Raw genomic sequence first — 19,250 nt, 5'->3', positions numbered from 1 at the left:
CGGAGTCGCGGCTCACGAATCACTATTCCGGGGAGTTCGGATTCGCGGCTTACGTTCCGTTGTGCGGTAATTGCCGCGCGTGTCAAGAGAAAGTGTCTCACTCCCTGGGACGGAGCACGCGCCGGGCCACCGGTTGACCTGATTCCCTTGTGCGGAACGGGATTTGGCAGCCCGGTTGTCCACAGAGACCCACGCCCTCCCGGAGAGTTATCCACAGGCTGTGTGGAAGAACTGTGGATGCCGGAATTGATCACTCCGGAAACCTCGAACGGGCTAAAGAATTCCCGGGTCAAACCCGATCGACACCCGCCATCGGGTGGAAAACGGTCGCCCCAAAAGATGAACCAAAGGAAACGGGTGGACGAAGGGTGACCCAGGGATCGGTGGACTCGACGGGGGGCTTCAGGCCGATTTGTCGACCTGATGACCCTGCCCTGTCGACTTGTCCCCAGGTCGAGAAGGGAACCTGTGGATAACTCCTGTGGATAACGTTCGTATGCAGGTACGACTGGTTAGAAGCGGCCGTCCTGGCAGCGCGCCACCCAGTCCGCCGCCGCCATGAACTCCTCGTCCGACGTCCCCGGCAACGTCGGCCGGGCCTCGCCCGCCGTGATGTCGGCGCGCGGATAGGAACCGAGGAAACGCACCTGAAGACAGATCCGCCGCAGCCCCATCAGCGCCTCCGCCATCCGCCGGTCGGCGATATGGCCCTCGGCGTCGATGCAGAAGCAGTAGTTGCCGATACCGGCGCCGGTCGGCCGGGACTGGAGCAGCATGAGGTTGATGCCGCGCGAGGCGAACTCGCCGAGCAGGTCGCGCAGCCCACCGGGATGGTCGTCCCGCTGCCACAGCACCACCGAGGTCTTGTCGGTACCCGTCGGCGCGGCCGGCCGGGCCGGCCGGCCGACCAGCACGAACCGGGTCTGCGCGTTCTCCGCGTCGTGGATCCCGGTCTCCAGCGCCTTCAGGCCGTACCGGGCGGCGGCGAACTCGCCCGCGAAGGCGGCGTCGTAGCGGCCCTCCTGGACCAGACGGGCGGCGTCCGCGTTGGAGGCGGCCGACTCCCAGAGGGCGTCCGGGAGGTGCGTGCGCAGCCAGTTGCGGACCTGGGGCTGGGCCGCGGGGTGGGCGGAGACGGTCTTGATGTCGGCGAGCGTGGTGCCGGGCCGGACCAGCAGCGCGAAGGTGATGGACAGCAGCACCTCGCGGTAGATCATCAGTGGTTCGCCCGCGACCAGCTCGTCCAGGGTGGTGGTGATGCCGCCCTCGACGGAGTTCTCGATCGGCACGAACGCGGCCTCGGCCTCTCCGGCCCGTACCGCGTCCAGCGCGGACTGCACCGATACATACGGGATCAGCTCCCGGGTGGCCGCCTCCGGAAGCGTGCGCAGGGCGACCTCCGTGAAGGTGCCCTCCGGACCGAGATAGGCATAGCTCGCTGGCATGTCCTCACCCTAATGGCCGTGGAAGGACCCGTCGTCCGTGTCTCATGAATGCCACTCGACCGGGTGGTTTGAACCGTGATCGTCCCTCATACCGGGGTCCGTTTCGGGTACGGAACCGTCCCCTTTGAACAGGGGCCGGTCTCACAGCGGCCGGTCTCGACGGGGGCCGGTCTCAACAGGGCCGTCTCGCGTACGGGACCCTCCCTGTCACCCCTCCAGCAGCCGCTGCCCCACGTACTCCCCCTTCGCCGCCCCGCCCGGCACCGCGAAGAGTCCGCTCGCCTCGTGCCGGATGAACTTCGACAGCGCGTCGCCCCGGTCGAGCTTGCGCTGCACCGGCACGAAGCCGCGCAGCGGATCCGCCTGCCAGCAGATGAAGAGCAGACCGGCGTCGGGCGTGCCGTCCGCGTCGATGCCGTCGTGGTAGGAGAAGGGGCGCCGCAGCATGGCCGCGCCACCGTTGCGGTCGGGCCGGGTGATCCGGGCGTGCGCGGTGAGCGGGACGACGTAGTCGCCGCCCGCGTCGGTCTTCTCCAGGTCCATCGGGGTCGTCTCGTCGCCGCCGGACAGCGGTGCCCCATTCGCCTTGCGGCGCCCGATGACCTGCTCCTGCGCGGAGAGCGACAGCTTCTCCCAGTCGTCCAGGAGCATGCGGATCCGGCGTACGACGGCGTAGGAGCCGTTCGCCATCCACGCGGGCTCGCCCGAGGCGGGCACGAAGATCCGCCGGTCGAAGTCGGCGTCGGCCGGCTTCGGGTTGCGGGTGCCGTCGAGCTGGCCCATGAGGTTGCGGGCCGTCATGGGGTGGGCGGTGGCGCCCGGGCTGCGGTTGAAGCCGTTCATCTGCCAGCGCACCCGCGCGGCCGAGCCCGCGTCCTTCTGGATCGCGCGCAGGGCGTGGAAGGCGACCAGGGCGTCGTTCGCGCCGATCTGCACCCACAGGTCGCCGTCGCTGCGAGCCTTGTCGAGCTGGTCGGAGGAGAAGTCCGGCAGCGGGTCCAGGGCGGTCGGCCGCTGCTCCTCCAGGCCGGTCCGCCCGAAGAAGCTGTGCCCGAAACCGAAGGTGATCGTCAGCGAGGAGGGTCCCGCGTCCCGGGCCACACCGGTGTCATCGTGCGGGGCGGCCTCGCCCGCCATCAGCCGATCGGCCGTCGCCGACCAGCGGCGCAGCAGGGCGGCCGCCTCCTTGCGGCCCGCGCCCACCGCCAGGTCGAAGGCGACGAGATGGCCGCGCGCCTGGAGACCCTCGGTGATGCCGGGCTGATGTTTCCCGTGAAACATCGCCCGGTCGGAGCCGACCGAGGTCAGTGGGGTGGCCTGGGCGGGCGCGGCGGCGTACCCCACGGCCCCGCCGGCCGCGCCGAGCACGAGCCCGGTGGCGCCGGCGGCGCCGAGCAGGGCGCGCCGGGAGACGCCGCTCGCGCCGGACACGGGCTCCGCCACCGGCGCGTCGGGCGTACGGGCCTGCGGGATGGACTGGTCGGGCATGGTGTGGTTCAGCCGATCTGCGCGTTCTTGGAGACGGTCACCTGGTCGATGTCGGAGGTGCGCACCGTGACGGCGATCTTCCAGTCGCCGGCCATGGGAATCTGCACTCCGTTCGCCGACCAGTGGCCGGTGGCGATGTGGTCGGGGTTCACGGGGAGCGGGCCGATCTTCTTGGCCTCCAGGGTGAAGGAGACCTTCACCTCGGGGACGTCGAAGACCCGGCCGTTGGGCCGCTGGACGTAGACGTGCATCTCGTTGCCGCCCACGCGCGCGGGGTCCAGGTCGATGCTGACGACGCCCTTGCCGTCGGCACCGCCGGTGTCGAACGGCATGTCCAGGGTGAGCGCGCCGGACGCCGCCGACGTGCCGGAGCCGGCCGGGGTGGAGGCGGCCGCCTTGGCCTCCTGCTCGGTGCGGCCCGGCTCGGTCTGGGTCAGTGCGGTGGTGACGGCGAGCAGCACGATGGCGACACCGGCCTCGGCGAGCACCGAGCGGCGCAGCCCATAGCGGTGCGGGTCGCCGTCCCGCAGCCGCTTCTGCCGGGCGGCGTCGACGGCCGCGCGCTGCCGGGCGAGCTGGGCGGCCCGCCGGCCGTCAGCGCCGGGGCCCGTGCCCGCACCGCCGCCGGCGGTCGTGGAGGCGGCGACCTGCTCCTTCGGGGCCTGTTCCTTCGGGGCCTGTTCCTGCCGGGCCTGTTCCTGCCGGGCCTGGGCCTTCTTCGCCTTCCCGGCGCGGACCACCGGGTCGGTGAGCTGTCCCGTCCACCGCCGGGAGACCGCCGCGATGCCGACCAGCACCGCCACCAGACCGATCTTGACCAGCAGCAGCTGCCCGTACCGGGTCTCGGTGAACGCCGCCCAGGAGCCGAGCTGCCGCCAGGACTGGTAGACGCCGGTGGCGACGAGCGCCAGGACGGAACCGAAGGCCACCCGGGAGAAACGGCGTACGGCGGCGGCCTCGACCGGGGTCTCGGCGGGCGCCCGGTACAGGGCGGTCAGCAGGGCGGTGAGCCCGCCCAGCCAGGCGGCGACGGCCAGCAGGTGGACGACGTCGACCGGCATGGCGAGGCCCGCCTGGAGCCCGGTGGAGGCGTGTTCGGCCATGGCCCAGCTGGCCGCGAGCCCGGCCGCGACGACGATCCCGCCGATCGCGAGCCCGAAGGCCAGGTCCCGCTTCTCCGCGCCCTCCTCCCGCCGGGTGTAGGCGCCGAAGAGGACGGCGACGAACAGCGCGGCGGCGGCGAGCAGCAGCAGCCGGGAGACCAGCGCGGCACCGGTCTTGGTCTGGAGCACCTGGCCGAGCAGGTCGAGGTCGAAGACGTCGGCGAACCTGCCGGAGGTGGTGTACGAGCCGCGCAGGAGCAGCAGCCAGAGAGTGGCCGCGGTCAGTGCGACCCAGCCGCCGACGACCAGCCGCTGGAGGGCCCGGACGCCGGTGCCGCGCCGCCAGCAGGCGAGCACGAAGGCCGCGCCGCCGGCGAGCACGATGAAGCCGGCGTAGGACACATAGCGCCCGAACGCGTAGAGCCCGCCCACGACTCCGCCGCCCGCGGCCGGTGCGGTACCGGAGACGACGGTCCGCGAGGGCGCCCCGATGGAGAAGGTGTAGGCGCCGGCCACGGGGTGGCTGTCCGCCGAGACGACCTGGTAGGTGACGGTGTAGGTGCCCTTGGCCAGGCCGCTCTTGAGCTTCACGGCGTACGTCGTCCCGCTCACGTTGGCGGGGCTGCCCGTCTGGACCGGCCTGCCCCGGGGGTCGAGGACGCGCAGGGAGTCGTCGTTCATCGCCACCTTCTCGGAGAAGGTGAGCGACACCTGGGTGGGCGCCTTGTCGGCCACCACCCCCTGTGCGGGGTCGCTGCCGGTCAGCGCGGCATGCGCGGAGGCCGGTCCGGCGCCCGCCAGCAGCGCGCCGGTGACGGCGAGGAACAGCAGCACCAGGATCCGCAGGCGGGGGGTGATGGTCCGGGTCACGGTGGTCCCTCCCTCAGTGGCCGGTCGACGGGTTGTACGTCGCGGACTTCACCGGCATCTCGACGGTGACAGGCCCGGACTTGGCGAACGTGAGCTTCACGGTGACCGTCTGGCCCTGCTTCGGCGCGCGCTTCAGCTGCTCGAACATCAGATGGCTGCCACCGCTTCGGAACACGAGCCGCCCGTGGCCCGGTATGGCGAAGGAGGACTTCTCCGCCATGGCACCGGCGACGGTGCTGTGCATGGTGACCTGGCCGGCGACGTCACTGGTGACCGAGGTCAGCTCGTCGCCGGTGCCGCCCTTGTTGATGATCGTCAGGAAGCCGGCCGCCATGTCGGCGGAGACGGGCTGAGGCATGTAGGGGGCGCTGACGGACAGCTCGGCCTTGCCGGACCCGGAGCCGGACCCCGAATCGGACCCCGAGCAGCCCGCGAGGGCGAGGGCACCGGCGAGCACGCCCGCGGACAGGACGGCACTGCGCCTCACGGGTTGGCCCCCTTGACGAGCTTGGGCAGGCCGTTGGTGTAGTCGTCGACCGTGGCGCTCTCGCGGTAGAGGACGTAACCGGCGTCGGTCTTCGGGGAGAAGGCGACGACCTGGGTGCCGTGCACCGAGACGGGCTTGCCGTTCTTGTCCTTCGTCGTCGGCTCCACGGAGATGCCGACGGACCGGGCGCCGGCCTGGATCTTGGCGAAGTCGCCGGTCAGGCCGATGAACTGGGGGTCGATGCCCTTGAGCCACTTGCCCAGCTCGGCCGGGGTGTCGCGGCCGGGGTCGGTGGTGACGAACACGACCCGGAGGTCGTTCTGCTCGGCCTTGGGCAGCGCCTTCTTGGCGACGGCGATGTTGCTCATCGTCGTCGGGCAGATGTCGGGGCAGTGCGTGTAGCCGAAGTAGACCAGGGTCGGGTGGCCCTTGGTCTCCTTGCGGAGGTCGTACTTCTTGCCGTGGGTGTCGGTGAGGACCAGGTCCGGCTTCTCGAACGGCTGGTCGAGGACGGTGGCGGCCTTGCTCGCGTCGGACCCTCCGGAGACCGCGGAGACCGGCGACGTGTCGTCGTCCCCGGAACCGCATGCGGACAGGGTCAGGGTGGCGGCGGCGAGCAGCGCGGCCGCGGCGAACGTCTTCTTGCGCATAGAAAAATGTCCCAGATGTGTGACCTGCGGCGCGTACCGGGGTCGTACGACGTGTCGTCCCGCGGCGTCGTACGACGCCCGGTACGCGCTACGAACGAAGTGCTCAGGCGGTGGTCCGGCGGCGGCCCGCGAGGACGCCGTAGGCCACGCCCGCGATTCCGATGACGATGCCGACCACGCCGAGCACGCGCGCAGTGGTGTCACTGCCGCTGCCGGAGTCCTCGGCGGCGGCCGTCTTCTCGGTCTTCTCGCTCTTGTCGGCGGTGTCCGCCGCGGCCGCCGAGCCGTGGTGGTCGTCGCTCGCGGCCGACAGCTCCAGGACCGGGGCCGGGTTCTCCGGCTCCTCCTGGCCCTCCTGCGGCACCTCGATCCAGCGCACTACCTCCTTGTTGGAGTACGTCTGGATCGCCTTGAAGACCAGCTGGTCGGCGTTCTCGGGCAGGGCGCCGAGCGAGAGCGGGAACTTCTGGAAGTAGCCGGGCTCGATGCCCTTGCCGTCGGCGGTCCAGGTGACCTTGGTGACGGCCTCGTCGATCTTCTCGCCGTGCATGGTCAGCGGCTTGTCGAGCTTGGACTTGGTGACGGCGACCTTCCAGCCCGGGACCGGCTGCGGCATCACCGAGGCGATCGGGTGGTCCGCCGGGAGGTTCACCTCGATCTTGGTGGTCGACGCGTTGTCGCGCTCGTTCGGGACCTTGAAGTCCACGACCGCGTAACCGCCCTTGGCCGCGGAGCCCTCCGGCTGCACGCTGACGTGCGCGAAGGCGGGGACGGACAGCGCCAGGACGGCCGTACCCGCGGCGGCAGCGGCGGCGGCGACACGGGCGGCGACACGGCGCGGGGCGATACGAGAAGCCTGCATGGCAGGAGTACTCCACTCTGAGAGTTCCGGTGATGAGGAGAGGTACGCGTACGCGTGGCCGTGCCACTCGGTGAGCGGCCGGCCGGGACCCGGTGGGATGCGATCCGGCGGGCTGCGCACGCGCGCGTGCCGCGCGACGGCGGCCCCTCTCCACCGGTAGGCGGAGTCGGCGGTCGCGTCGCGTCAGGCGGCGAGAGCGAAGCCGGCTGCGGGCGGGCCGCGCCGGATCAGCGTGTGCTGGAGGAGGGCGGTGTCCGGGGCCGGTGCCTCGTCCCGGTCGGTACGGCGGCCGAGCGAGCCCGGGCCGGTCGCTGGAAGCAGACCGGCGCACAGGGCGCGCGTCAGCGCGAGCGCAGCGCGCAGGGACCGTACGAGCGCCCCCTCCGCGACTCCTTGCGCCGACAGCTCGATCAGCCGCAGCACGGCCAGGTCCCCGCGGCGCAGCAGCCAGCCGGCGGCGACGGCCGCGAGCACATGGCCGAGCAGCATCGGCAGCGAGGGCAGCAGACCGGCCGAGGCGCCGGTGGCGTCGTGCGCGTGGTGCAGGATGCCCAGGGCGGCCGTCGGCCGGCCGGAGCGGTCGATGAGACGCGCGTCGAGCAGCAGCCGGAAGGCGTGCCCCGGAGTGAGCGCCGCCGGAGTCGACCCGCACAGGAGCCGGGTGGCCTGCTCGACCAGCGCGCCGTCGCTGAGCGCGGCGCCCGGGGACCCGGCGGTCCCGGTGCTGGTCATCGCCCCCATCGCCATCCCGCCCGAGGCCGTCGCGGCCCCGTGCTGACCCAGCCCGAACAGCGTGTGCAGCACGGTCTGGCCGAGGGCGAGGAGCGCGGCGATGCCCGGCAGCGAGCGGGCGCGCCCGGTGAGCGGTGCCGCGAGCAGCAGCGCGCCGAGGAAGCCCGCGCCCAGCGTCCACAGCGGCACGCCCGTGCAGGAGGCCAGGGTGTGCCCGCACGCGGCCAGCGCGACACAGACCGCGGCGAACACCGCGGCCCGCAGAATCCGGAGCCCGGCTCCGGGGCGCGCCGTGCGCGGGTGGGGGGCAGTCATGGCGGCCTCATCATCGCACTGCCCGCACCGACGGCCCACGGCAGGTCGCCTGAGCCGTCCCTCATACACCGATTCCTCCCCCCGCACATCGGCTGTATGGGCGGCGTCACGCCGACGGAGTGCTTACGGCCGCCTACGCGCGGCAATACGTAACGGTATGTCGAGCCGCGGCCAGGAGGCTGGAGCATGAGCATCTGGTGGTCCCTCCATCTGCGGCGCGACGCCGCGAGCGTGCCCCTCGCCCGGCGGCTGCTGATCGGCACGATGGAGACGGCGGGGGTCGATCCGGAGATCTCGTACGACCTGTCCGTCGCGCTGAGCGAGGCGTGCGCGAACGCCGTCGAGCACGGCGGGGACACCGCGCCCGGTGGCTCCGAGGCCTACCGGGTGACCGCGTATCTCGACGGCGAGAAGTGCCGTATCGAAGTGGCCGATTCCGGTCCCGGCTTCACCCGCACCCAGGATCTGCGGCCCGCCCGCCCGGACGCCGAGCACGGCCGCGGCCTCTGCCTGATCCGGGAACTCGCCGACCACGTCCACATCGGGGCCAAGCCCGGCCGGGGCGGCACGGTGGTCAGCTTCGACAAGATCCTCAAGTGGAAGAAGGATCCTTCTCTGCTCACCGCCTAGGGCCCGCCCGCGGACGGCATAGTGAGCGCATGCAGATCGACAGCGTGGAAGTGGCGGCCGGCGTGACGCTGCGGCTCCTCGCGCCCTCCGACGCGGAGGCGCTGGCCGCGGCCTACACCGACAACCGCGCACACCTCGCACCGTGGGAGCCACGCAGACCGGACTCCTTCTTCACCCCCGGCGGGCAACGGGAGCGGATCACCGGGATGGTGCGGCAGTTCGCCGAGGGGACGGCGGTGCCCTGTGTCCTGCGGGCGGCGGACGGCCGGATCGTCGGCACCATCACCCTGACGGGGATCTCTCACGGGCCCTTCTGCAGTTCCCACCTCGGTTACTGGGTCGCCGCCGACCAGCAGAACCGCGGGCTGGCCAGCGCCGCCGTGGCGCGGATGTGCGCGATCGCGCGGGACGCGGCCGGACTGCACCGGATCGAGGCGTCCACGCTGCCGGACAACACCGGATCGCAGCGCGTGCTGCGCAAGTGCGGGTTCGAACCGATCGGCATGGCCCCGAAGTACCTGCACATCGACGGCGCCTGGCGGGACTGCCGTCTCTTCCAGCGGATCCTGCACGAGCGCGATCCGGCCGGGTGAGGGCGGGTTTCCCGCCGGCGGTGAAGACGATGGGCGGGTGGGGCGGGGAACCCGAGGCCGGAGGGGACCGGCGGGAATCCGCAGGAGCGGCGCCGAGTAGGCTTCGCGTCTTCCTTGTCATGCCCAGCTCGACCGGAGTCCCCTGTGCCCCACACCCGCATGCCCACCACCCGGATGTCCTCGGCGCTGCCGGTGCTCACGGCCGTGGCCGCCGGCATGCTGCTCGTCGGCTGCTCCGCCTCGGTGGAGGTCGGGAAGTCCACGCCCGAGCTGTCGGCGGACAAGCTGGCCGACACCGTCGCCGAGAAGCTCGCCGCCACCACGGGGCAGCCCAAGCCGCGGGTCAGCTGCCCCGAGGACCTCGCCGGCAAGGTCGGCACCACCACCCGGTGCACGCTCACCGCCGACGACGGCAGCACGCTGGGGGTGACGGTCACGGTGTCCTCGGTCCACGACGGCCGGATCGACTTCGGCATCAAGGCCGACGACAAGGCTTCGCCGGCCGCGCACTGACCGGCTCAGCCGCTCGTGTCCAGCACCTTCGCCAGTACCTCCAGCGCCTCCGGGTACGCCCGCTCCCGGGGTGTGCCGTAGCCGACGACCAGGCCCTGGGGCCGGTCCGGGGCCGGGGTGTGCCAGTGCTCGCCGAGGGTGCCGAGTGCCAGGCCCTCCGCCTCCGCGCGGGCCAGGACCTCGGCCTCGTCCGGCACGTCGATCAGCGCGTGCAGCCCGGCCGCGATCCCGCGCACGCTCCGCCGCGCCCCCAGCCGGTCCAGCAGCTGGTCCCGGCGCCGCCGGTAACGCAGCCGGCACGCGCGTACGTGGCGGTCGTAGGCATGACTCTGGATCAGCTCGGCGAGCGCGAGCTGGCCGATGGTCTCGGTGTGGTGGTCGCTGTGCAGCTTGGCCTCGGCGACCGCGTCGACCAGGTGCGGCGGCAGCACCATCCAGCCGAGGCGCAGCGCGGGCCCGAGCGTCTTGGAGGCGGTGCCCAGGTAGACGACGTGGCCCGGTGCCATGCCCTGGAGCGCGCCGACCGGCTGCCGGTCGTAGCGGAACTCGCCGTCGTAGTCGTCCTCGACGATGAGCCGGCCCCGCGTGCGAGCCCAGTCGGTGAGCGCCCGGCGCCGCTCGGGGTGCAGGGTCACCCCGGTCGGGTACTGGTGGGCCGGCGTGACCACCACGGCCGCCGCCGCGCCCAGTTCCTCCGGACCCACCCCGCGGGCGTCGACCCGGACCGGCAGCACCGTCCCGCCGTTGTGCCGGACCACCTCCCGGTGGAAGGGCAGCCCCGGGTCCTCCATGGCGACGGCGGCGCCGTCCAGGACCCGGGTGAGCAGGGCGAGGCCCTGCACGTACCCGGAGGTGACGACGATCCGCTCCGGTGGCGCCAGCACCCCGCGGGCCCGGCCCAGATAGCCGGAGAGCGCGGTGCGCAGTTCGATCCGGCCGCGCGGGTCGCCGTAGTCGTACGCCAGCGAGGGGGCCGTAGCGATGGCGCGGCGAAGCGCGCGCAGCCAGGCCGCCGCCGGGAACGCGCCGACGTCCGGGCTGCCGGGACGCAGATCGAAACGCGGCGCACGCGCGTGTGCGGCTGTGCCGGGCTCGTCCGCCGGTACGGCCGGCAGCTCGGCGACCCGGGTGCCCGAGCCCTGCCGGGCCGTCAGATAGCCCTCGGCGACCAGCTGGTCGTACGCCGCCTTCGCGGTGCCGCGCGAGACGCCGAGGTCGGCCGCGAGGCGCCGGGTGGCGGGCAGCCGGGTGCCGGGGGCGAGCCGCCCGTCCCGCACGGCGTCCCTGAGGGCCCGTTCCAGCCCCACCCGGCGGCCCTCCGCCGAAGCCGGTTCGAGATGCAGGTCCACCCCGACACCGGACCAGAAGTCGTCCACGAACACCCTCCCCCTAGGCACGTGAAGCCTTCGCGCGTGTACGGACACGCCGATGGCCGGGCACCTTCCCGGTACCCGGCCACTCAGTCTGACGTCAGCCCTTCAGCGACGCCATCCACGCCTCGACCTCGTCGGACCGGCGCGGCAGACCCTCGGAGAGGTTACGGTTGCCGTCCTCCGTGACGAGGATGTCGTCCTCGATCCGGACGCCGATGCCCCGGTACTCCTCCGGCACGGTCAGGTCGTCGGCCTGGAAGTACAGGCCGGGCTCGACGGTGAGGACCATGCCCGGCTCCAGCGTGCCGTCCACGTACGTCTCGGTCCGCGCGGCCGCGCAGTCGTGGACGTCCATGCCGAGCATGTGACCGGTGCCGTGCAGGGTCCAGCGGCGCTGGAGGCCCAGCTCCAGGACGCGCTCGACCGGGCCCTCGACCAGGCCCCACTCGACGAGCTTCGCGGCGAGCACGCGCTGGGCGGCGTCGTGGAAGTCGCGGTACTTGGCGCCGGGCTTGACGGCCGCGATACCGGCCTCCTGGGCCTCGTACACGGCGTCGTAGATCTTCTTCTGGATCTCGCTGTACGTGCCGTTGATCGGCAGCGTGCGCGTGACGTCGGCGGTGTACAGGGTGTGCGTCTCGACGCCCGCGTCCAGCAGGAGCAGGTCGCCGGAGCGGACCGGGCCGTCGTTGCGGACCCAGTGCAGGGTGCAGGCGTGCGGGCCGGCCGCGCAGATGGAGCCGTAGCCGACGTCATTGCCCTCCACGCGCGCGCGGAGGAAGAACGTGCCCTCGATGTAGCGCTCGGAGGTGGCCTCGGCCTTGTCGAGGACCTTCACCACGTCCTCGAAGCCGCGCACGGTCGAGTCGACGGCCTTCTGGAGCTCGCCGATCTCGAACTCGTCCTTGACCAGGCGGGCCTCGGAGAGGAAGACGCGCAGCTCCTCGTCGCGCTCGGCGGTGACCTTGTCGGTCAGGGCCGCCTCGATGCCGGCGTCGTAGCCGCGCACCACGCGGACCGGGCCGGTGGCCTCGCGCAGCTGGTCGGCCAGCTCGCGCACATCGGCGGCCGGGATGCCGTAGAGCGCCTCGGACTCGGCGAGGGAGTGGCGGCGGCCGACCCACAGCTCGCCCTGGCCGGAGAGCCAGAACTCGCCGTTCTCACGGTCCGAACGCGGCAGCAGGTAGATCGTCGCCTCGTGGCCGTCGTCTTTCGGCTCCAGGACCAGGACGCCGTCCTCGGTCTGGTTGCCGGTGAGGTACGCGTACTCGACGGAGGCGCGGAAGGGGTACTCGGTGTCGTTCGAGCGGGTCTTCAGGTTGCCCGCCGGGATGACCAGGCGCTCGCCCGGGAAGCGGGCGGAGAGCGCGGCACGGCGGCGCGCGGTGTGCCCGGCCTGCTCGATCGGCTCCAGGTCACGCAGCTCCGTGTCGGCCCAGCCGGACTTCATGTTCTCGGCCAGCTCGTCGGAGACACCCGGGTACAGGCCGTTCTTCCGCTGCTTGACGGTCTCCTCGGCCTCGGTCTCCGGGCCCTCCGCGGTAGCGGAGTCGGGCACAGCCGGGTTGAGCTCGTCGGACACGTGATCCTCCTCGATACGCCATTGATCTCCCCCGGGGCCCGCGCGCTCCTGCTTGTGGCCGAGCGGGGACCTCCATCATCGTACGGTCGTACCGGGAGCGGGCGGGGCCGGATGACCTGTTATGCCCGGTCATGCCGGCCGGTCGCGCCGGTGCTCAGTCGAAGCGTGCCGCCAGCAGGACCACGTCCTCCTCGCTGTCGGCCGTGTCCAGGCCGTCCGGCAGGACCGCGCACAGGACGTGGTCGGCGACGGCCCCCGGATCCTGCCGGACCGCGCGCGGCAGGCCCGCGGCGGCGGCGTGCAGCCGGGCGAAGGCGCGGTCCATCGGGTCGCCGGTACGGTGCAGCAGCCCGTCCGTGTAGAGCAGGACCGTATCCCCGGCCTCGGCCTGGATCTCCACGCTGGGCGCCTCCCAGCAGGCGAGCATGCCGAGCGGCGCGGAGACGGAGGTCTCGGCGAACTCGGTGCGCCGCTCGCCGATCAGCAGCGGCGGGCTGTGCCCGGCACCGGCCAGCGTGACCTTGCGCAGGGCGGGCTCGCAGTAGGCGAACAGGGCGGTGGCCGAGCGGGCGGGCTCGGTCAGCCGCAGCAGCAGCTCCAGGTCGGACAGGACGGCTACCGGGTCCTCGCCCTCCATGACGGCGTACGCGCGCAGGGAAGCCCGCAGCCGGCCCATGGCGGCCACCGCGCTCGGCCCGGAGCCGGTGACCGAGCCGACGGAGAGGCCCAGGGCGGCGTCCGGGAGGGGCAGGGCGTCGTACCAGTCGCCGCCGCCGCGCGCGCCCGTGCGGTGCCGGGCGGCGAGCTGGACGCCGGCCACCCGGGGCAGCCGGGAGGGCAGCAGTTCCTCGGTGATGGTCGCCACGCACGCGCGCGTGCGTTCCACTTCCAGCAGCCGGGCGAGGTGCTCGGTGGCGTGCCGTACGTACAGGCCGGCGAGGTGGCGCCGGCGCTCGTCCGGCTCGGCCGGTTCGTCGTAGAGCCAGACGGCGGCGCCCAGCCGGCCCGCGGACTCGCCGGCGAGGGGCAGGGCGTAGCTGGCGGCGTAGCCGAGGCGGGCGGCCACCTCGCGGTGGCGCGGGTCGAGGCCGTCCTCGGCGAGCAGGTCGGGGTGGACGATCTCGGCGCCGCCGAGAGTGTCGTACGGCAGGGCGCCGCGCGGCACGGTCTCGATGTGGCCGAGGTCGGCGCGGCCGAGGCCGAGGCCGACGGTGGTGCGGGGGCCGAGGCCGTCGCCGGGCTCCAGGACGACCAGGCCGCGGCGGGCGCCGACCAGGGCGGCGCCGGCGCGCAGCAGCTCGTGCAGGGCGGGGTCCAGCGCGCTGGTGCGGGACAGGCGCTCGGTGAGTTCGTGGAGGGTCGTGAGATCGGAGACCCAGCCGGCCAGCCGGTCCTGGAGGACGGTGCCGGGGGCGGGCGCGTGGGGGGCGGGGAGCGGGGCCGTGTCCGGGGAGGGGACGGTGCCGGGGGCGGGAGGGGAGGGCGCGACAGTGTGTGCGGGAGTGGGAACGGTGGGATCGATTCCGGCCACTTTCGGAGGGTGCGGGGCGTTCATGGCGCCCGGCCTTCAGACCGGCGCGTATTGCTCAGAAGCATCGCAAACCCCCATGTGATTCTGCGTCGCCAGCAGTGTCTCCACATGTACACGCACTCGTGAGGGGATGTCCAGCATTGTCCTGCGGGGATTCCTGGTGTCCATGGGGCGGAAGAGGGTTTTTCCCGAACCCCTTGCCTTACTGCCAAGTTGGCTCAAAACTGCCTTAGGTAACGGTTCATTGCGGTCGACTGGCCTTGCTCGACGGAGCGTCACAGCGGTCGTGATGGGTACGTACTCGGAGAAGGCCAGGGGTGGTTGGGGGCCACCCGGAACCTGGCGACGGACCCGGGCGTCATAACCACCGACGGCCGAGCCCCATCCTCCCGTGGCGGAGGCGGAGAGAACCACGCGCGACGGCAAAACGCCAGACTTCGCCACCCCCGCACCGCAGCCATGCTTCTGATAGACGCACTATGGACGCGGACGCGGCCAACGCTCGACCCCTTGGGGTTCCCCATGCCGTACGCAGGGGTGTGATGCGCCATTAGGTACGCACAGTGAAGTGATCGACACATGGTGTGATGTAGCCCACGGTGTTGCCAGCGGTGCAACGGAAAGGAACGAGCGCTCATGCGCGAGATCCTCGGAAGGCGACGCAGGCTTCTGTCCAGGCGGAACGGCGGGAGGCCCGAGCTGATCGGCGCGGCCCTGACCTTCGCGACGGAATGGCAGTGGCCGGTGCTCCCGGGTGTGGCCCCGGACCCGCGGGGGCGGGCTCGCTGCTCCTGCGCCGACCCGGAGTGCACGGTGCCCGGTGCGCACCCCTTCGACCCCGGCCTGCTCGCGGCCACCACCGATGCGCGCATGGTGCGCTGGTGGTGGACCAACCGGCCGACCGCACCGATCGTCCTGGCCACCGGAGGCACGGCGCCCTGCGCGGTCAGCCTGCCGGCGCTGGCCGCCTCCCGTGCGCTCGCCCTGCTCGACCGGCGCGGCATGCGGCTCGGTCCGGTGATCGCCTCGTCGGCCCGCTGGGCGCTGCTGGTGAAGCCGTACTCCATGGAGCAGCTGGGCGAACTGCTCTACGCCAAGGACTTCGTCCCCGGCTCCCTGCGCTTCCACGGTGAGGGCGGCTATATCGCCCTGCCGCCGTCCGAGACCGGCCAGGGCGCCGTCCGCTGGGAGCGCGCCCCGCTGGCCGGCTCGGCCTCGCCCTGGGTGCCCGACGTGGAGGCCGTGGTGGACGCCGTGGTCGACGCCCTCACTCGTACGGGTGTGAGCGCGCCCGAGTTGTAAGGGTGTCGGGCGCGGACGGGGTGGGCGGGCCCGTTCACTCGTTATCTTCCGCACATGTTGCGTCATTCCGGCGGTCACCGTGCCCCCCGGCGGCTCTGCGGCGGACGGGATGCCCGAAGGCTCCGTCTGCTCGCCCTCGCGGGCGTCGTCGCGGCCGTGGTCGCGCTGCCACTGGCCGTGGCGTCCGCGGGGCAGGTGGGCGACGCCGGCCGGGCCGCCGCACCGGGCGCTCCCCGTGGTGACGCCAAGGCCGCCCCGGACGCCGCCCGGCGCTCCCCGTTCCTGCTCGGCATCGGTCTCGCCACCGCCGCCCGCTGCGGCCCGGAGGTCACCTCGCCCGACGGCATCGAGGCGCAGACCTGTGTGCTGACGCAGGGCGAGGACACCTGGGCGCGCACCTACTACCGCAACGCCACCGGCGAGTCGCTGGACTCCGTGCTGAGCCTGATGGGGCCGGGCGGCCGGGCCGTGCAGATGCGCTGTGCCACCGGCGCCGACGACGAGCCCGCCACCTGCGAGACCCCCCGCGAGCACAGCCGGGGCCGACCGGACGCCTACACGGCCGTCACCGAGTTCGCCGAGCGCGGCGCGGACCGAGCGTTGCTGCTCCGCTCGGGCAGCAATTCCTGAGAACTCAAAGGGAGTTGACGCTCCGCGCCGTGTTGTACACCGGGAGCGGACATGGAAAGGCCCGGTTGCTGGCGACGGGGGATGCACCAGCAACCGGGCTACTGGAACGGTAACAAGAGATCGGCGGTTAGCAAATTCCGTCTGGGCTATTCGGACACCGATTTCCCTGACCGAGCCGGAAGTTGTGACAGGAGTCACCCGCCACGCGACCCGGGGCCACGGCTGAACGGTCGGTCAGCCGCGACCCACGCGCGCGGCGCCGTCAGCTGAGCGTGACCTGCCGGTTGGTCAGTCCGCCGCGCGCCCGGCGCTCGTCCGGGGTGAGCGGCTCGCGGACGGCGAGGGCGGCGGCGAGGCGCTCGGCGAAGTCGGCGGCCGGCTTCTCCACGTCCTCGGCGCCGACCCCGCTCGGCAGGTCCCAGACCGGCACGATGAGGCCGTGAGCACGGAAGGAGCCCACGAGCCGGGTGCCCTCGCCAAGGCTGGAGCGGCCCGCCGCGTGCAGCCGCGCCAGAGCGTCCAGAAGCTGCTCCTCCGGATGCGGCATGACCCAGCGCAGGTGGTTCTTCTCCGGGGTCTCGCACCAGTAGGCGGCGTCCACACCGGCCAGCTTCACGGTGGGGATGGCGGCGGCGTTGGCCCGCTCCAGGGAGGCGGCCACCTCCGGGCTCGCGTTCTCCGCGTCCGGCACCCAGAACTCGAAGCCGCTGTGCACGACCGGCTCGAAGGCGGCCTGCGGGTCGAGCAGGTCCTGGAGCCGCGGACCGTCGGCGGGGGCGCGGCGGCCCTGCACGGGGGTGCCGGGCTCCGCCTCCAGCGCCCGCTGCAGCGTGTCGGCGAGGTCGCGGCTGATGTCGCCGGACGCCGTGTCGTTCTGGAGGCCGATCAGGACCGAGCCGTCGTCGCGGCGCAGCGCGGGCCAGGCCATCGGCAGCACCGTGGCCAGCGTGACCGACGGAACGCCCTCGGGCAGGCCGTCTCGGAGGGTCAGCTCGACCGTCGCGGCCGGGACCAGCTCCCGCAGCGCGACCCAGTCGCACTCGCCGGCCAGGCCCTCGAAGGGGCGGTGCACCAGCTCGGTCGCGGCATGCGCGGCGGCCCGGCCGTGGCAGGCCTTGTAGCGCCGGCCGCTGCCGCAGGGGCAGGGTTCGCGAGCGCCGACAACCGGGATCTCCCCGTCGATCAGCTGCGGCGTGGCCTTCGTCTGGGGTCGCTTTTTGGCCATGGTGGGTGTCTCCCGGTTACGGCGCTTCTCGTACGGCGGGAGCCTAGCCGTTCGGACCATGGCCGACGGGAACCTGTGGACAACGCACGCGCGCTCGACGCCGGTGGTGTGAACCTGGGGACGACGTCTGCGGGCCGTCCGGGTTCAGTCGAGGTCGTCGAACGCGTCCGCGAAGTCCAGCCCGGCCAGGTCCGGCAGCGTCACGCCCGGAGGCGTCAGATCCGGGAGCGCCATCTCCGGCAGCCCGGGGTGCGTGACGCGCGTAGCGAAAGCGTCGCGGTGACACCGGGCATCGGGATCATGGACGTCCTCGTGGACCACCACCCAGACCGTCACCTCGCCCCGGACGTCGTCCCGCACGCCCCAGTCGTCGGCGAGGGCCGTGATGATGTTCAGACCGCGACCGCCGTGCGCGGTCACCGACGGAGTGGCCGGCGCCGGGCGGGTCGGGCCACCACCGTCCGTGACCTCCACGATGAGCCGCCCGCGCGCGTCCACCCGCCACGCGGCTCGGACGTCCCCGTCCCCGGCCGGCGCGTCCCCGAGGGGCCGCCCGTGTTTGCAGGCATTGCTCAACAGTTCGGAAAGGATCAGTACGGCATCGTCGATGACCGATTCCGCCACACCACCGCTGCGTAGCTGCGCCCGCATCCGGTGCCGTGCCTTCCCCACGCCCGCAGGGCCATGGGGTACGGCCATGCTCGACGACGTGGGCACCTCCTGTGCCACCACCAACGCCACCCCCGAGACCTCCTTCGCCCCACGCCACGGTGTGGATGCCCCCTTGGCCTGTACCGGAAACCGGCCAATCCCCTTCCGGTGACGCATTCGACACGGCCGCACACACAGCGAACGCGCCGGTGCACTCCCCGTGACGAACGCTGCCGGACAGCGGCCGGTATGGCGGGATTTGACGGTCCGCGGGCCGGCGGCTCGGGTCGTGTCGGGGTGTGACGGTCCGCAGTCCGGGCGGTTCGGGTCGTGCCGTTCCGCGGGGCGGGCGGCTCCGGTTGAGCCGGGGTGGGCCGTACCGCGGGCCGGGCGGCTCAGCGGCCGAGTTGCCGCAGCACCGCGCGCGGGCGGTTGGTGATGATGGCGTCGACGCCCAGCTCGACGCAGAGATCGACGTCCTCGGGCTCGTTGACGGTCCACACGTGGACCTGGTGACCGGCCCGCTTCAGCCGCTCCACGTAGCCGGGGTTGTTGCGCACGATGCGGATCGAGGGCCCCGCGATCCGCACGCCCGCAGGCAGCCGCCCGTCGCGCAGCCGGGGCGAGAGGAACTGCACCAGGTAGACCGTGGGCAGTGCCGGCGCCGCGGTCCGCACGCGGTGCAGCGAGCGTGCCGAGAAGCTCATGATCCGGACCGGCGACTCGGCGGCGGAGGCCGGCGCGTCCAGGCCGAATCGCTTCAGCAGCGTCAGCAGCCGCTCCTCGACCTGGCCCGCCCAGCGCGTGGGGTGCTTGGTCTCGATGGCCAGCTCCACCCGGCGCCCGGAGTCCGCGATCAGCTCCAGCAGTCGCTCCAGGGTGAGGACGGACGTCTCCTCGCGGTCCTCGGGCCGGTGCTCCCAGTCGGGCTCCTCGTCCCGCCCCCGCCAGGCCTCGCGGGTCTTCCAGGAGCCGAAGTCGAGGGCCGCGAGATCGGCCAGCTCCAGCGCGGAGACCGCGCCCCGGCCGTTGGAGGTACGGTTCACCCGTCGGTCGTGGACGCAGACGAGATGGCCGTCCGCGGTCAGCCGTACATCGCACTCCAGGGCGTCCGCGCCGTCCTCGATCGCCTTCCGGTAGGCGGCGAGGGTGTGTTCGGGGGCGTCTTCGGAAGCGCCCCGGTGGGCGACGACCTGGAGCGAGTGCTGTGGTGCGTGGGTCACCGCGTCATGGTGCCACCGTCGCCGGGTACACGTGGCGGCGCGGAT

18 protein-coding genes are annotated in these 19,250 nt (G+C 72.6%); 5 read left to right on the top strand and 13 right to left on the bottom strand.

Annotated elements, in window-relative coordinates; all coding sequences use genetic code 11:
* Nucleotides 1-512: 512 nt before the first annotated feature.
* From pheA to ACZ7DL_RS21450, 7 genes are all read right to left on the bottom strand, one after another.
* Entirely contained in the window at nt 513-1,445 is a 933-nt protein-coding gene (gene pheA, locus ACZ7DL_RS21480) for a prephenate dehydratase (RefSeq protein ID WP_470775977.1), read from the bottom strand.
* A gap of 207 nt (nt 1,446-1,652) precedes the next feature.
* Nucleotides 1,653-2,933, bottom strand: a complete 1,281-nt coding sequence (gene efeB, locus ACZ7DL_RS21475) for an iron uptake transporter deferrochelatase/peroxidase subunit (protein ID WP_470775975.1) — start codon at nt 2,931-2,933, stop codon at nt 1,653-1,655.
* 8 nt (nt 2,934-2,941) lie between these two features.
* Nucleotides 2,942-4,906 carry a copper resistance CopC/CopD family protein gene (locus ACZ7DL_RS21470; RefSeq protein ID WP_470775973.1) on the bottom strand — a complete coding sequence of 655 codons (1,965 nt, stop codon included), beginning with the start codon at nt 4,904-4,906 and terminating at the stop codon, nt 2,942-2,944.
* A 13-nt stretch (nt 4,907-4,919) separates the two neighbouring features.
* Nucleotides 4,920-5,393: a copper chaperone PCu(A)C gene (locus ACZ7DL_RS21465; protein WP_470775972.1), complete on the bottom strand. Its 474-nt coding sequence runs from the start codon at nt 5,391-5,393 to the stop codon at nt 4,920-4,922.
* Nucleotides 5,390-6,043, bottom strand: a complete 654-nt coding sequence (locus ACZ7DL_RS21460) for an SCO family protein (RefSeq protein WP_470775970.1) — start codon at nt 6,041-6,043, stop codon at nt 5,390-5,392. The genes ACZ7DL_RS21465 and ACZ7DL_RS21460 overlap by 4 nt, the downstream gene beginning before the upstream one ends.
* A 103-nt stretch (nt 6,044-6,146) precedes the next feature.
* Nucleotides 6,147-6,905 carry a YcnI family copper-binding membrane protein gene (locus ACZ7DL_RS21455; protein WP_470775969.1) on the bottom strand — a complete coding sequence of 253 codons (759 nt, stop codon included), beginning with the start codon at nt 6,903-6,905 and terminating at the stop codon, nt 6,147-6,149.
* A 183-nt stretch (nt 6,906-7,088) separates the two neighbouring features.
* Nucleotides 7,089-7,952 carry a hypothetical protein gene (locus tag ACZ7DL_RS21450; RefSeq protein WP_470775968.1) on the bottom strand — a complete coding sequence of 288 codons (864 nt, stop codon included), beginning with the start codon at nt 7,950-7,952 and terminating at the stop codon, nt 7,089-7,091.
* Nucleotides 7,953-8,138: 186 nt separating this feature from the next.
* Between ACZ7DL_RS21450 and ACZ7DL_RS21445 the strand changes: the two genes are divergently transcribed.
* From ACZ7DL_RS21445 to ACZ7DL_RS21435, 3 genes are all read left to right on the top strand, one after another.
* Nucleotides 8,139-8,582: an ATP-binding protein gene (locus tag ACZ7DL_RS21445; protein WP_470775967.1), complete on the top strand. Its 444-nt coding sequence runs from the start codon at nt 8,139-8,141 to the stop codon at nt 8,580-8,582.
* 29 nt (nt 8,583-8,611) lie between these two features.
* On the top strand, nt 8,612-9,175 hold the full coding sequence (locus tag ACZ7DL_RS21440) for a GNAT family N-acetyltransferase (RefSeq protein WP_470775966.1): 564 nt from the start codon (nt 8,612-8,614) through the stop codon (nt 9,173-9,175).
* A gap of 159 nt (nt 9,176-9,334) precedes the next feature.
* Nucleotides 9,335-9,688, top strand: a complete 354-nt coding sequence (locus ACZ7DL_RS21435) for a DUF4333 domain-containing protein (RefSeq protein WP_470776137.1) — start codon at nt 9,335-9,337, stop codon at nt 9,686-9,688.
* Nucleotides 9,689-9,693: 5 nt separating this feature from the next.
* Here ACZ7DL_RS21435 and pdxR read toward each other — a convergent pair whose 3' ends face one another.
* The 3 genes from pdxR to ACZ7DL_RS21420 form a co-directional block, all read right to left on the bottom strand.
* Entirely contained in the window at nt 9,694-11,064 is a 1,371-nt protein-coding gene (gene pdxR / locus ACZ7DL_RS21430; protein ID WP_470775964.1) for a MocR-like pyridoxine biosynthesis transcription factor PdxR, read from the bottom strand.
* 94 nt (nt 11,065-11,158) lie between these two features.
* Nucleotides 11,159-12,643 (bottom strand): aminopeptidase P family protein, encoded by a 1,485-nt coding sequence (locus tag ACZ7DL_RS21425; protein ID WP_470775963.1) that lies wholly within the window; start codon nt 12,641-12,643, stop codon nt 11,159-11,161.
* A gap of 154 nt (nt 12,644-12,797) precedes the next feature.
* Nucleotides 12,798-14,198: a PP2C family protein-serine/threonine phosphatase gene (locus tag ACZ7DL_RS21420; protein WP_470775961.1), complete on the bottom strand. Its 1,401-nt coding sequence runs from the start codon at nt 14,196-14,198 to the stop codon at nt 12,798-12,800.
* Between the two features lie 612 nt (nt 14,199-14,810).
* Here ACZ7DL_RS21420 and ACZ7DL_RS21415 point away from each other — a divergent pair.
* Entirely contained in the window at nt 14,811-15,476 is a 666-nt protein-coding gene (locus ACZ7DL_RS21415; protein WP_470775959.1) for a bifunctional DNA primase/polymerase, read from the top strand.
* A gap of 54 nt (nt 15,477-15,530) precedes the next feature.
* Complete coding sequence (locus tag ACZ7DL_RS21410; protein WP_470775958.1) at nt 15,531-16,106, top strand: hypothetical protein; 576 nt, start codon at nt 15,531-15,533, stop codon at nt 16,104-16,106.
* Nucleotides 16,107-16,368: 262 nt separating this feature from the next.
* On the opposite strand, the gene ACZ7DL_RS21405 is transcribed toward ACZ7DL_RS21410, so the two are convergent.
* From ACZ7DL_RS21405 to ACZ7DL_RS21395, 3 genes are all read right to left on the bottom strand, one after another.
* Entirely contained in the window at nt 16,369-17,331 is a 963-nt protein-coding gene (locus ACZ7DL_RS21405) for a DUF5926 family protein (RefSeq protein ID WP_470775957.1), read from the bottom strand.
* Between the two features lie 144 nt (nt 17,332-17,475).
* Nucleotides 17,476-18,159, bottom strand: a complete 684-nt coding sequence (locus ACZ7DL_RS21400; protein ID WP_470775955.1) for an ATP-binding protein — start codon at nt 18,157-18,159, stop codon at nt 17,476-17,478.
* Between the two features lie 218 nt (nt 18,160-18,377).
* Entirely contained in the window at nt 18,378-19,205 is an 828-nt protein-coding gene (locus ACZ7DL_RS21395; RefSeq protein ID WP_470775953.1) for a glycerophosphodiester phosphodiesterase, read from the bottom strand.
* Nucleotides 19,206-19,250: the final 45 nt, after the last annotated feature.

Source organism: Streptomyces sp. NPDC036984 (assembly GCF_055607665.1).
This window is presented reverse-complemented; position numbering and strand designations above follow the sequence as displayed.

What these genes read in the sequence shown, in the direction of transcription:
- ACZ7DL_RS21420 (WP_470775961.1), bottom strand. Translation starts at nt 14,198, where the DNA reads ATGAACGCCCCGCACCCTCCGAAAGTGGCCGGAATCGATCCCACCGTT.
- ACZ7DL_RS21405 (WP_470775957.1), bottom strand. Translation starts at nt 17,331, where the DNA reads ATGGCCAAAAAGCGACCCCAGACGAAGGCCACGCCGCAGCTGATCGAC.
- ACZ7DL_RS21460 (WP_470775970.1), bottom strand. Translation starts at nt 6,043, where the DNA reads ATGCGCAAGAAGACGTTCGCCGCGGCCGCGCTGCTCGCCGCCGCCACC.
- ACZ7DL_RS21450 (WP_470775968.1), bottom strand. Translation starts at nt 7,952, where the DNA reads ATGACTGCCCCCCACCCGCGCACGGCGCGCCCCGGAGCCGGGCTCCGG.
- ACZ7DL_RS21455 (WP_470775969.1), bottom strand. Translation starts at nt 6,905, where the DNA reads ATGCAGGCTTCTCGTATCGCCCCGCGCCGTGTCGCCGCCCGTGTCGCC.
- ACZ7DL_RS21410 (WP_470775958.1), top strand. Translation starts at nt 15,531, where the DNA reads ATGTTGCGTCATTCCGGCGGTCACCGTGCCCCCCGGCGGCTCTGCGGC.
- efeB (WP_470775975.1), bottom strand. Translation starts at nt 2,933, where the DNA reads ATGCCCGACCAGTCCATCCCGCAGGCCCGTACGCCCGACGCGCCGGTG.
- ACZ7DL_RS21435 (WP_470776137.1), top strand. Translation starts at nt 9,335, where the DNA reads ATGCCCACCACCCGGATGTCCTCGGCGCTGCCGGTGCTCACGGCCGTG.
- ACZ7DL_RS21400 (WP_470775955.1), bottom strand. Translation starts at nt 18,159, where the DNA reads ATGCGTCACCGGAAGGGGATTGGCCGGTTTCCGGTACAGGCCAAGGGG.
- ACZ7DL_RS21440 (WP_470775966.1), top strand. Translation starts at nt 8,612, where the DNA reads ATGCAGATCGACAGCGTGGAAGTGGCGGCCGGCGTGACGCTGCGGCTC.
- ACZ7DL_RS21415 (WP_470775959.1), top strand. Translation starts at nt 14,811, where the DNA reads ATGCGCGAGATCCTCGGAAGGCGACGCAGGCTTCTGTCCAGGCGGAAC.
- ACZ7DL_RS21445 (WP_470775967.1), top strand. Translation starts at nt 8,139, where the DNA reads ATGAGCATCTGGTGGTCCCTCCATCTGCGGCGCGACGCCGCGAGCGTG.
- pheA (WP_470775977.1), bottom strand. Translation starts at nt 1,445, where the DNA reads ATGCCAGCGAGCTATGCCTATCTCGGTCCGGAGGGCACCTTCACGGAG.